General features: G+C 38.9%; 12 protein-coding genes, 1 tRNA gene and 1 other RNA gene. 11 read left to right on the top strand and 3 right to left on the bottom strand.

Annotated features, from left to right (window positions below):
* Window positions 1-182 precede the first annotated feature (182 nt).
* From rpsA to ADF62_RS00735, 7 genes are all read left to right on the top strand, one after another.
* Window positions 183-1,385, top strand: a complete 1,203-nt coding sequence (gene rpsA, locus ADF62_RS00760; RefSeq protein WP_003094841.1) for a 30S ribosomal protein S1 — start codon at window positions 183-185, stop codon at window positions 1,383-1,385.
* 68 nt (window positions 1,386-1,453) lie between these two features.
* Window positions 1,454-1,525: transfer RNA gene (locus tag ADF62_RS00755), tRNA-Arg, on the top strand.
* Window positions 1,526-1,819: 294 nt separating this feature from the next.
* Window positions 1,820-2,169, top strand: a transfer-messenger RNA (tmRNA) gene (ssrA, locus tag ADF62_RS09905).
* A 44-nt stretch (window positions 2,170-2,213) separates the two neighbouring features.
* A complete protein-coding gene (locus tag ADF62_RS00750) occupies window positions 2,214-2,834 on the top strand; it encodes a DUF3862 domain-containing protein (protein WP_003097599.1) in 621 nt (206 codons plus the stop codon).
* 263 nt (window positions 2,835-3,097) lie between these two features.
* On the top strand, window positions 3,098-3,589 hold the full coding sequence (locus ADF62_RS00745) for a TVP38/TMEM64 family protein (protein ID WP_239664975.1): 492 nt from the start codon (window positions 3,098-3,100) through the stop codon (window positions 3,587-3,589).
* Window positions 3,567-4,802, top strand: coding sequence for an aminoacyltransferase (locus tag ADF62_RS00740; protein WP_048787864.1), 1,236 nt, complete (start codon window positions 3,567-3,569; stop codon window positions 4,800-4,802). The genes ADF62_RS00745 and ADF62_RS00740 overlap by 23 nt, the downstream gene beginning before the upstream one ends.
* Before the next feature lie 97 nt (window positions 4,803-4,899).
* Complete coding sequence (locus ADF62_RS00735) at window positions 4,900-5,862, top strand: Gfo/Idh/MocA family protein (protein ID WP_048787863.1); 963 nt, start codon at window positions 4,900-4,902, stop codon at window positions 5,860-5,862.
* 39 nt (window positions 5,863-5,901) lie between these two features.
* On the opposite strand, the gene ADF62_RS00730 is transcribed toward ADF62_RS00735, so the two are convergent.
* The 3 genes from ADF62_RS00730 to ADF62_RS00720 all read right to left on the bottom strand — a co-directional run bounded on the left by ADF62_RS00730 (window position 5,902) and on the right by ADF62_RS00720 (window position 9,085).
* Window positions 5,902-6,204 carry a DUF1827 family protein gene (locus ADF62_RS00730; protein ID WP_002885967.1) on the bottom strand — a complete coding sequence of 101 codons (303 nt, stop codon included), beginning with the start codon at window positions 6,202-6,204 and terminating at the stop codon, window positions 5,902-5,904.
* Between the two features lie 9 nt (window positions 6,205-6,213).
* Window positions 6,214-6,672, bottom strand: a complete 459-nt coding sequence (locus tag ADF62_RS00725) for an NUDIX hydrolase (RefSeq protein ID WP_048787862.1) — start codon at window positions 6,670-6,672, stop codon at window positions 6,214-6,216.
* A gap of 142 nt (window positions 6,673-6,814) precedes the next feature.
* Complete coding sequence (locus ADF62_RS00720) at window positions 6,815-9,085, bottom strand: ATP-dependent Clp protease ATP-binding subunit (RefSeq protein ID WP_048787861.1); 2,271 nt, start codon at window positions 9,083-9,085, stop codon at window positions 6,815-6,817.
* A gap of 241 nt (window positions 9,086-9,326) precedes the next feature.
* Between ADF62_RS00720 and argF the strand changes: the two genes are divergently transcribed.
* The 4 genes from argF (at window position 9,327) to ADF62_RS00700 (ending at window position 12,288) form a co-directional block, all read left to right on the top strand.
* Window positions 9,327-10,307: an ornithine carbamoyltransferase gene (argF, locus tag ADF62_RS00715; protein WP_048787860.1), complete on the top strand. Its 981-nt coding sequence runs from the start codon at window positions 9,327-9,329 to the stop codon at window positions 10,305-10,307.
* A 68-nt stretch (window positions 10,308-10,375) separates the two neighbouring features.
* Complete coding sequence (locus ADF62_RS00710; RefSeq protein WP_002885970.1) at window positions 10,376-10,606, top strand: DUF1797 family protein; 231 nt, start codon at window positions 10,376-10,378, stop codon at window positions 10,604-10,606.
* A gap of 267 nt (window positions 10,607-10,873) precedes the next feature.
* Window positions 10,874-11,554, top strand: a complete 681-nt coding sequence (locus ADF62_RS00705) for an amino acid ABC transporter permease (RefSeq protein WP_002886081.1) — start codon at window positions 10,874-10,876, stop codon at window positions 11,552-11,554.
* Window positions 11,554-12,288 carry an amino acid ABC transporter ATP-binding protein gene (locus ADF62_RS00700; RefSeq protein WP_003094046.1) on the top strand — a complete coding sequence of 245 codons (735 nt, stop codon included), beginning with the start codon at window positions 11,554-11,556 and terminating at the stop codon, window positions 12,286-12,288. Before ADF62_RS00705 ends, ADF62_RS00700 begins: the two co-directional genes overlap by 1 nt.
* Window positions 12,289-12,459 lie beyond the last annotated feature (171 nt).

The raw sequence follows: 12,459 nt of genomic DNA, 5'->3' as shown, positions 1-12,459 counted from the left end.
CCAAGCGGTAAGGCAAGGGACTTTGACTCCCTCATGCGTTGGTTCGAATCCAGCTACCCCAGTCAAAGGTATCGGGTGCATTGGCACCGTCTATGTTAATAATTGTCTTTGCGGGTACCTTGAAAAATATATTGTTATCAAGGGTCAGAATTGGCTGGCTCTTGTTGGAGGATCTTTTTAGAATGAACGAATTTGAAGAATTGCTAAACAGTGTTAGCGAAGTTAACACAGGTGACGTTGTAACAGCTGAAGTTATCTCAGTAGATAATGATCAAGCAAATGTTGTTATCGAAGGAACTGGTATCGAAGGTGTTTTGACACGTCGTGAATTGACAAACGACCGTGACGCAAACGTTGCAGACCTTGTTAAAGTTGGTGAAACACTTGAAGTGCTTGTTCTTCGTCAAGTTGTTGGTAAAGATACTGATACTGTAACTTACCTTGTATCTAAAAAACGCTTGGAAGCTCGCAAAGCTTGGGATAAACTTGTTGGTCGTGAAGAAGAAGTTGTTACTGTTAAAGGAACACGCGCTGTTAAAGGTGGACTTTCAGTTGAATTTGAAGGTCTTCGTGGATTTATTCCAGCTTCAATGATCGATACTCGTTTTGTTCGTAACACTGAACAATTTGTAGGTCAAGAATTTGACGCTAAAATCAAAGAAGTTGATCCAGCTGAAAACCGTTTCATCCTTTCACGTCGTGAAGTTGTTGAAGCCGAAGCTGCAGAAGCTCGTAAAGAAGTCTTCTCTAAACTTGAAGTTGGTTCAATCGTAACTGGTAAAGTTGCTCGTTTGACAAGCTTCGGTGCTTTCATCGACCTTGGTGGTGTTGACGGACTTGTTCACGTGACTGAATTGTCTCACGAACGTAACGTTTCACCTAAATCAGTTGTATCTGTTGGTGATGAAGTTGAAGTTAAAGTTCTTGCTATCGACGAAGAAGCAGGACGTGTATCGCTTTCACTTAAAGCAACAACGCCTGGACCATGGGATGGCGTTGAACAAAAACTTGCTGCTGGTGATGTAATTGAAGGTAAAGTTAAACGTTTGACTGACTTTGGTGCTTTTGTTGAAGTATTGCCAGGAATCGATGGACTTGTTCACATCTCACAAATTTCACACAAACGTGTTGAAAATCCAAAAGATGTTCTTTCAGTAGGCCAAGACGTTACAGTTAAAGTTCTTGAAGTAAACGCTGACGCAGAACGTGTATCACTTTCTATCAAAGCTCTTGAAGAACGTCCAGCTAACGCTGAAGGCGAAAACAACGAAAAACGTCAATCACGTCCACGTCGTCCAAAACGTCAAGAAAAACGTGACTATGAGCTTCCAGAAACTCAATCTGGATTCTCAATGGCGGATCTTTTCGGAGATATCGAATTGTAAGATAATAAAAAGGCATGTAAACATGTCTTTTTTTATATTTTAGAGTATGCTATAATAGTATACTGTTAGCACCCTTAGTGTAATGGATATCACGTAAGATTCCGGTTCTTGAGATAGGGGTTCGATTCCCTTAGGGTGCAAAGAGGAAACGTTGAGAGAGTAATGCTTTCAGCGTTTTTTAGTTGTTAAATTTATCAAGAGTACTCTGTAAATTCAGGGAATGTTAGAAAAGGTAAATGATATATAGTATCTTTAGAGTTTAGGGAGAAAGTCATTGAATAGTAATTTGTAATAATAACCGAATTATCTATTTCTGTAAATTGGGTAGAGAGCTAGATGCTAATAAATCGTACATAGTCTATACTTTTGTATATATCTTGGTAATCTTTTGCTATTTATTAAAAATTTTGCTATAATACTCAGTATCTCATATTGGGGTCGTTACGGATTCGACAGGCATTATGAGGCATATTCTGCGACTCGTGTGGCGACGTTAACGCTCAGTTAAATATAACTGCAAAAAATACTAATTCTTACGCTGTAGCAGCCTAAACACCTGCTCGCGTGACTTCTAGCAGATTGCTTATGTTTGCTTAGAGGTTTTATTGATTTATAAGCTACGTTTGACCATTGCCTAGCTGGTCGAAAAGAGATTTATAGGCTCGCATATAGAAGGCTTGAGTTATGTGTCGTCTATCTGTTAAATGAAAGACATAACCTATGGTTGTAGACGAATATGTTGGCAGATGTTTGGACGTGGGTTCGACTCCCACCGGCTCCATAAAAAACTTGAGGCGTCAGCCTTTTATTTGTGTATAGGAACTTATTATGAAAAAACTTTTGTCTTTGACCGTTTTAGGTCTCTCACTTTTTTCCTTAGCTGCTTGCGGAAATTCTTCGTCTAAGACTGAGACGAAAGGATCTTTGGATAATGAAGCATCCAAGATCTTAACTGTTAAGCATGGAAATGTTCGTCAGAACTTTGATAAGATTACCATGGCAAATGCTTCTCAGGAGTTTTCTGGGGGATCAAATCTTGATAGTTTGAAGGGGTTGTTTGGTGAGCCAACATCAACTAGTCAGGAGCAGGCAGGAGACGCCACGCTTGATGTCTATAATTGGCAGTATGATAATGTTGTTGTTACAGCAAAACTTTTTAACAATAGTACCGTTGTTAAGTCAATTTCAACTTTTTCTTACGTTCGGGATTCTAAAATCACTTTGAAAATGTATGAAGATCTTAAAAATGGAACTAGCTATGATAATGTGGTCAAAACACTTGGGGTACCAGATGTTTATTCTATCGCTGTTTCTTCTGATGCGACAATGACACAAGCACTTTGGTCATCTAACCTTGTAACTAAGAAAGGGAAAACAGGTAGCCTTACTCTTAACTTTAAAAATGGTGCCTTGGAAAACAAGTCTCAAGAAAATTTGATTAACAAGTAATCACAGTAAAAGATGCCTTTCTAAATCAATGAAGGTATTTTTTTGTTATAATAAAAGGAGTGATTAAATTTGAGGAAATATAATGACTAAAAAGGGTATTTTTTATAGGGATAGCAGGTTTAATTCTGGTATTCTTATGGCCTCTTTTAAATAATTTTATCCCCTAAATCAAGAAGTGGACCAATGCTAATCATGCTCAAGCCTTTTTAAAAGAGGTTTTTAAGCAGGCTGAATTCCAAAACGCAATGATACTTCTTAGTCTAATGATTCTGTCATCAGCTATTCCTGGAGTTTCAAGTTCTATTTTTTGTATTCTTGTTGGGCTACTCTATATCCCTTTGCTTGTGATTCCGATGAATATTATTGGGAATACTTTTGGAAATTTGACTAGTTTTGAAATTCTGAGAAGACTTGAGAGATCTAAACGTATGGAGAAACTCCTAAACTATGTTGAGTCCTTTAAACATTGCTTTATTGGTATTTTCCTAGCATTCTCTACTCCTTTTATCCGATCAGCTTTGGTCAATTATGCTTGTGTTCAGATGAAATTACCCACAAGGAAAAGGATTTTAGCGACACTAATTGGAATGCCACCACTCTCTGTTGTTTATGCAGTCAGTGGGGACTTGTTTCTTAATATCCGTCCAATCCGAATACCATTAGTGGCAGTACTTGCCATCTTGCTTTTTATCTCACTCGTCATTTACTTTATCCATTTTAGGAAGGAAAAAAATGAGCTTCATTCAAGTAACTAAAGAAGAATTTAACACACATGCTCAACAAGTGTCTGAGCGTTCTTTTATGCAAACTGAGGAAATGGCTAAGCTTCTTGAAAAACGTGGGTTTAGCATTAGCTATGTCGCTTGGAAAGAAGGAGACAAGCTAGAAGTCTCAGCAATTGTCTACAGCATGCCTATGACTGGTGGGCTTCGTATGGAGGTGAATTGTGGACCGATTCACTCAAATGCAGCTCATCTGAGCGACTTTTACCAAGGTTTGAAGGATTATGCTAAGGAAAATGGTGCTCTTGAACTATTAATCAAACCTTATGATACTTATCAAACTTTTGACAGTAATGGTGAACCAACTAGTGATGAGCAGAAGCAGTTGATTAGTCAATTGACTGATTTAGGTTATAGCTTTGATGGTTTACAGACAGGCTATCCTGGTGGTGAGCCTGATTGGCATTATGTGAAGGACCTATCAGGGGTTGCGGAAAAAGATCTCATCAAATCATTCAGTAAAAAAGGGAAACCTCTGGTTAAAAAAGCCAAAACCTTTGGTATTAAGTTGAAAAAACTGAAACGTGATGAGTTATCTATTTTTAAAGAAATCACTTCAGCGACCTCTGATCGTCGTGAGTATAGTGATAAATCGCTAGAATATTATCAAGATTTTTATGATGCTTTTGGTGATAATGCCGATTTTATGGTAGCTACCCTGAATTTTCAAGATTACTTTGATCATTTGGAGAGTGATCAGGCAAAGTTGGGAGCTAGAATTGTCAAATTGCAAGCTGATTTGGGATCTAATCCTAAATCTGAGAAAAAACAAAACCAATTGCGAGAGCTATCAAGTCAGTTTGAGACTTTTGATGTTCGTAAGGGAGAAGCGACTGCCTTTATTGACAAGTATGGTCAAGAAGACATTGTTCTAGCCGGAAGTCTCTTCGTTTACACCCCTCAAGAGGCAGTCTATCTTTTCAGTGGCTCTTATCCTGAATTTAATAAGTTTTATGCTCCAGCACTTTTGCAAGAGTATGTAATGACACAGGCTATTAAACGTGGCGTCAGCTTCTATAACTTCCTTGGTATTATGGGAATTTTTGATGGTTCTGATGGGGTTTTGCGATTTAAACAAAACTTTAATGGTTATATTGTTCGTAAGATGGGAACTTTCCGTTATTATCCACAACCGCTTAAATATAAAGCGATTCAAGGAGTTAAGAAACTGCTTGGACGTCATTAAGTCTCGGAGGGCTTCTATTGGAGTCCTCTTTCATTATAGTTCTGTTATGGAATTACTTCATGCATAAGAGAGTTTAGAGAAATAAGGAGGTAGTTTAATGAAACTGGCACTATTAGGTACAGGGATGATTGTTACAGAGGTCCTTCCTGTGTTAATGACTATTGAGGGTATTGAGCTTGAAGCTATCTTGTCAACACCACGATCACTTGATAAGGCTGAAGCTTTAGCCAAGCAGTATGGTCTTACTCAGGCGACAAGTGATTATTCAGCGATCTTGTCCAATCCAGATGTTGAGACCATTTATATTGGAACACCTAATCATACCCACTATGACTATGCCAAGCAAGCACTTATAGCTGGCAAGCATGTCATCTGTGAGAAACCTTTTACCCTGCATTTGGGAGAGTTTGAAGAGCTGATTAAGCTTGCTCAAGAAAAAGAGCTTCTCTTGATAGAAGCAATAACAAATCAATATCTGGAAAATTTTAAAGTTATCAAGGACTCTTTATCTGAAATTGGTGATATTAAAATTGTTAACATCAATTATTCCCAATATTCGTCACGTTACGATGCCTTTAAGCGAGGAGAGATTGCACCTGCCTTTAACCCTAAAATGGGTGGTGGAGCACTTAGAGATCTTAATATCTATAATATTCACCTTCTTGTTGGACTTTTTGGTAAGCCTAATCGTGTGGAATATCTACCTAATGTGGAGCGAGGAGTGGATACGTCAGGAATTTTAGTTTTGGACTATGGTAACTTTAAGGCTGTTGCCATTGGAGCTAAAGACTGTAGTGCGGAGATCCGTTCAACTATTCAAGGTGATAAGGGAGCCATTACTATTTTTGGTGCAACCAACACCCTTCCTGAAATTGGTCTTACTCTTAATGGTCAAGAAGAGACTGTGATTAATCTTAATAGTCCAAAACATCGTATGTATGATGAATTTGTATCTTTTGAAAAGATGGTAGCGACCAAGGATTTTGACAGTGTTGCCAAGCAGTTGGAGCATAGCCACCAGGTCATGGAAGTCTTGGATCAAGCTTCGAAAGTTTTATAAAAAAAGAAGCTGTGGCGGTGGCCACGGCTTCTTTTGAATTTATACAGTTGTTGGGAATGAAATCTCAATCAATTTGTCAGTGTGTACTGTTCTAAGTTTGTCCATCAAAACGATATCTTTGTCGATTTTTCGTTTAAGGAAGAATTCACGGATAACTTCTAATTCGTTGTCTTTAACAGCACGATGTTTATTTGAAATCAAGAGTTCATAATGTTTAGGTGCTTGTGTAAAGACAACATCAGTATTCCCAGCAGAGTAGGTCTCTACGAGAAAGGCATCCGTGTTGTCTAGTTGGTTTTGAACGAGTTCTTGGTGTGTACGGGTCGTATTAATGAGTTTCATAGTTTCCTCCTAAGATTTGCCAGTTGTTATGTTGTTTGCTTTCCATTGTTCGATTCCCCATTTATGACTACCACGTTTTAGCTTGGCAATTGCCTCATCAATTGGAAACCATGCTAGGTTATTGAAATCTTCGAGGGGTTTGCCAATTTTTGAAAAATCTACAACTTCATAAATATAGGCTGGATTGTAATAGTAAGTGTCACGGTGGCTTGAATAGAAGTATTCATCAGCCTGGCCATAGTACTGGCCTAAAGTGGCTGTAAACCCAAGTTCTTCAATTAACTCGCGTTCTAAGGCACTAAAGTGATCCTCGCCTGCTTCGATTTCTCCACCTGGGAGAAACCAAGCTCCGTTAGGAGCCTGGACTAAAATAATCTTTGTCTTTTCTTGGTTAGGAATCACAGCATAAACACCGTAACGTGTTTGATAATGAGCTCCCTCAACCTTGTCACCAAATGTTGGATTCATGAGTTGCTCCTTACGTTTATTTGCCTATATTATACTAAAATTTTGCTCATTTTCCTATTGATTTAGGCAGAATTAGGGATAAATTTGAAAATAGGAAATGAAAAGATAAATAAACCAAGTCGTAATGACTTGGTTTATTTGTTTAATCAGATTCTTTTGCTGCCTCAGCTTTTTGAGTATTTTTTTCGACTTTTTTAGCAGACTTAATGGTAATGTGGCCTTTTGAGGTCATGACTGCCTTGAGATCTTTTTCGTTTGGATTTTCAAGGTAGAAGTCGGTAATAGCATCTTCAATGTGATCTTGGATGGTACGACGTAGTGGTCGAGCACCCATCTTAGGATCGTAACCAAGGTCAACCAATTTTTCCTTAACTTTCTCTGTTACACTGAGGTGGATACCGTTGTTAGCCAAGCGTTGGTTGACATTATCAAGCATGAGGTCCACGATAGTAAGGAGATTTTCTTTGCTGAGGGCAGAGAATTCGATAATACCGTCAAAGCGGTTCATAAATTCAGGACTGAAGAAATCTCCAAGCTGGTTAAGAACAGAATTGGTACGATTTTCACGGGTAGCTCCAAAGCCAACGCTAGCTTCAACTTTACCAGTACCAGCATTTGATGTCATGATGATGATGGTATCCTTGAAGCTTACAGTGCGCCCTTGACCATCAGTCAAACGACCGTCGTCAAGTACTTGGAGGAACATGTGAAGAACGTCTGGGTGAGCTTTTTCAACCTCATCTAAAAGAATAAGTGAATAAGGATTACGGCGGACTTTTTCAGTCAACTGACCAGCTTCGTCGTAACCAACATATCCTGGAGGGGCACCAACCAATTTAGCAACAGCGTGTTTTTCCATGTATTCTGACATGTCGAAACGAATCATACTGTCAGCTGAACCAAAGAGTTCAATAGCCAATTGTTTAGAGAGCTCAGTTTTACCGACTCCTGTAGGACCTACGAAGAGGAAGCTACCAATTGGGCGGTTTGGAGCACCCAATCCAACACGATTACGGCGGATAGCTTTGGCAATCTTATCAACTGCAGCATCTTGTCCGATAACATGTGATTTAAGATCATCGGCAAGACTAAGAAGTTGTGATTGTTCTTTTTCTTTCAAATCACCGACAGGAATATTGGTCTTTTGTTCCACAATAGCTTCGATATGTTTTTCTGTGATGACAGGCATATCTTGGTCTTTGATGGTTTGCTTTTGCATTTCCTTGTATTTGGCAATTTGATCACGGAAGTAGGCAGCTTTTTCAAAGTCCTCGTCACGAGTAGCCTGAGCTTTAAGATTCTCTGCTTCAATCAAACGTTTGTCGATATCTTTAGGATCAACAAAATTGAGGGTCAAGTTCATCTTCGAACCAGCTTCATCCAGAAGGTCGATGGCCTTGTCTGGCAAGAAGCGGTCTTGAATGTAGCGGTTGGACAATTCTGCAGCTGCAGTAATGGCTTCATCAGTGTATTTGACATGGTGGTAGTCTTGATATTTAGGCTGAATACCACGCAAAATTGTGATTGTTTCCTCAACTGTTGGCTCATCTACCTTAACGGGTTGCATACGACGTTCGAGTGCAGCATCTTTCTCAATGATACGGTATTCGTTGAGTGTTGTTGCTCCAACAAGTTGAAGCTCTCCACGGGCAAGTGCAGGTTTTAAGATATTTCCAGCATCCATATTGCCATCCCCAGCATTACCAGCTCCTACAATTTCATGGATTTCGTCAATAAAGAGGATAACATCCTGACGTTGACGAATTTCTTCCATGAGTTTTTGCATGCGTTCTTCAAATTGGCCACGGATACCAGTCCCTTGAACCAGGCTGACCACATCAAGACGGATCACTTGCTTACCTTGGAGTTTTTGTGGCACATTACCGTCAACAATTTTTTGGGCAAGTCCTTCGACTACAGCGGTTTTACCAACACCAGGCTCACCGATGAGAACAGGGTTGTTCTTGGTACGGCGGTTCAGGATTTCGATGACGCGAATAATTTCTTCGTCACGACCAATGACAGGATCAATGTCTCCACGACGAGCAATATTTGTGATATTAATTCCAAATTCTTCAAGAAGGCCTTGAGGTTGTTGAGGAGCTTGTTGGCGTGGTCCTTCTGGACGGCCTGGCCCTTGTGTATTGCCACCGTTTCCTCGGTTGCCTCCCTCTTGTGTTGGAGGTGTATTGGGAAGATCACCGTTAGAAGAACGGAAGTTATTTAGGTCGCTGAAGAAATCATCGAAGAAGTTGGAACCTCCTGTTTGATTGAATTGATTGAGGGGGTTTTGGGGGTCAGATTTCATGATTTTATAACAATTTTGACAGAGGTCAACTTGTTGCTGATTACCATTTACATTGGTATATAAATGAATACTAGCTTCATTAAGGTTACAGTTTTGACAGAGCATATCAGAACCTCTTTTCTATTTGAATTGGGAAAGACCTTTAATGAAAAAAACTTGGTCAAAAAAGGTCAAATCTATGACACCATTATAGCATGCAGAAGGTAGATTGCAAGTAAAAAGTATTTAGGTTTGGCACTCTCTTGACAAGAGTGCTGGTTTTGAATTTTAATTCAAAACCACTTGTATAAAATGAAAAAATATTATATAATATTTATATATTATTCAGAATGAAAGAGAGATACCTATGACACAAGCTAAATCCTTTTTAAAAGAAATCGACTTTACCAAGCAAGAACTCGAGGAGTTGATTGATTTATCCATAAAATTTAAACAGTTAAAAAAGGAAAGAATTCCGCATAAATATTTAGATGGCTTAAATATTGCCTTGATTTTTGAAAAAACATCTACAAGAACTCGCTCAGCTTTTACAGTGGCCGGTCAGGACCTAGGTATGAATGTGACCTACCTTGGTGCTGGAGACATTCAGCTGGGTAAGAAGGAATCTGTTGTTGATACGGCCAAGGTGCTTGGATCTATGTTTGATGGAATCGAATACCGTGGGTTTAAGCAAGAAGATGTCGAGGATTTGGCTAAGTACTCAGGTGTTCCGGTCTGGAATGGTTTGACGGATACCTGGCATCCAACGCAAATGATTGCGGATTTCATGACTTTGAAGGAGCGTTTTGGTAGTTTGGAAGATTTGACCATTGCCTATATTGGAGATGGTCGTAACAATATGGCTAATTCTCTCTTGGTGACATCGGCTATCTTGGGGGTTAATGTTAAGATTATTGCCCCAGAGGTGCTGCAACCCGAAGATGAGATTGTAGCCCTAGCTCAGAAACATAATAATGGTGCCGATTTAACCATTACAGATGATATTTCAGAGGTCAAGGGAGTGGATATGCTTTATACGGATGTCTGGGTATCTATGGGTGAAGAGGTAGATTTTAAATCTCGTATTGATTTACTCTTGCCTTATCAAATTAATGCAGACCTACTAGCCAAGACAGAAAATCCAGATGTTACCGTTATGCATTGTCTCCCAGCCTTTCATGATCTCAATACCCAAATTGGAAAAGAAATCTATGACAAATATGGTTTGGCAGAGTTAGAAATTACAGATCAAGTCTTCCAAAAATACAGTGACATCATATTCCAAGAAGCTGAGAATCGTATGCACTCTATCAAGGCCATTATGTACAATTCCTTGAAAAATATTTAAAATTCCCCCATTTTTCCCATAAGTGTGATAAAATAAGTAAGAAATACACAATTAATAGGAGAAATAACATGGAATCACATTTGGTGAGAATCATTAACCGTCTGGAAATGATGGCGGCTGATGGTGGTAATTTGAAACGTAATTTTGAACGCGAAGGAGTAGTTGTTGCCGAAGTATCATTTAGTAACGATCCTGAAAATGGTCCAGTGTTCACATTGCGTGATGTTGAAGCTCGCGAGTCATACTCATTTGATAGCATCGACTTGATTGCAATGGAAATCTATGATTTGCTTTACTAATAATTAATTTGGATCCTCAGATAGGGGTCCAAAAATTCAAAATGCCTGAGACTCAATAGTTTCAGGTGTTTTTTTAGGGCTAGAGTTTCAGTTTATGCTTGTTTTAATTACAAAAAATTGGAGTCACTTCAAAAGTTTTCGTAGAGTTTTTGATTGCTGTGCAATCTTTTATTTTTTATACTGAAATTCCGCATTTATAAGAAAAATACTTTATTATTATACAGTTTTCTGATATAATATTGAAGAATATTAGTAAGGAGTATCTTGATGAATTTTTCATTTCTACCACAGTTTTGGTCTTACTTTAACTATGGTGTCTTAGTAACAATTATGATTTCAGTCTGCGTGGTCTTCTTTGGAACCATCCTTGGGGTTTTGGTATCCTTGGCCAAGCGTTCTGGAATCAAACCTTTGGAGTGGTTGGTAAGCCTTTATGTTTGGGTTTTCCGTGGGACTCCTATGGTTGTGCAGATTATGATTGCTTTTAACCTCATCCACATGAATCTTCCAACTGTTCAGTTTGGGATTTTAAACCTTGATTTGTCACGTATCGTTCCAGGTATTATTGTCCTTTCTTTGAACAGTGGGGCTTATATTTCTGAGAGCGTGCGTGCAGGTATCGAGTCTATCCCTAAAGGTCAGGTTGAAGCTGCCTACTCACTTGGTATCCGTCCATGGAATACCATGCGTTATGTGGTCTTGCCTCAAGCTATTAAAAATATCTTGCCTGCCTTGGGTAACGAGTTCGTCACTATTATCAAGGATAGTTCACTTTTGCAAACTATCGGGGTTATGGAATTGTGGAATGGTGCACAAACTGTTGCAACTACAACCTACTTGACTTTGACACCGCTCTTGTTCGCAGCCTTCTATTATTTGATTGTGACAACGGCTATGACTGCACTCTTGAAACAAATGGAAAAACGACTTGGGGAGGGACGTAAATAATGGCAGAAACAATTATTGAGATTAAAAATCTCCACAAGTATTTTGGTAAAAACGAAGTTCTCAAAGGGATTGATTTAGATATTAAAAAAGGTGAAGTAGTGGTTATCATTGGTCCTTCAGGATCTGGTAAATCAACTTTCCTACGCTCAATGAACTTACTTGAAACGCCTACAAAAGGGGTAATTTCCTTTGAAGGTGTGGATATTACAGACAAGAGCAACGATATTTTTAAAATGCGTGAAAAGATGGGAATGGTTTTCCAACAGTTCAACCTCTTCCCTAATATGACAGTTAAAGAAAATATCACCTTGTCACCAATTAAGACTAAGGGTGTTTCTAAAGCTGATGCAGAAGCAAAGGCTATGGAACTTTTAGAAAAGGTTGGCTTGAAAGATAAGGCAGATGCCTACCCAACGAGTCTATCAGGTGGTCAGCAACAACGTATTGCGATTGCACGTGGTTTAGCTATGGATCCGGACGTTCTCTTGTTTGACGAACCTACATCAGCCCTTGATCCAGAAATGGTTGGTGAAGTTCTTGCAGTTATGCAAGACCTCGCTAAATCAGGGATGACAATGGCGATCGTTACCCACGAAATGGGCTTTGCCTACGAGGTAGCTGACCGTGTCATCTTTATGGATGGCGGTGTCATTGTCGAAGAAGGTACACCACAAGAGATCTTCGACAATACTAAGGAAGATCGTACCAAGGATTTCTTGAGTAAAGTTTTGTAATATATTCATTAAGTATGTATACATTGTTTGTGAAGGTTGGAACTTTTCCAGCCTTTTCTTTTTTGTGTTCTGCTTTTCTAGAATCATTCTTGTTTAGGATAATATTGCGGAAAAGATGGATAAATATGCTATAATGATGCCATATCAAAAATAATAAAGTAGGTCAAGAAA

Origin of the sequence: Streptococcus sp. 1004_SSPC, from assembly GCF_001069025.1 — a bacterium.
Taxonomy (GTDB): Bacteria; Bacillota; Bacilli; order Lactobacillales; family Streptococcaceae; genus Streptococcus; species Streptococcus vestibularis.
Note: the sequence above shows the minus strand (reverse complement) of the source record. Positions and strands in the feature narration are given on the sequence as shown.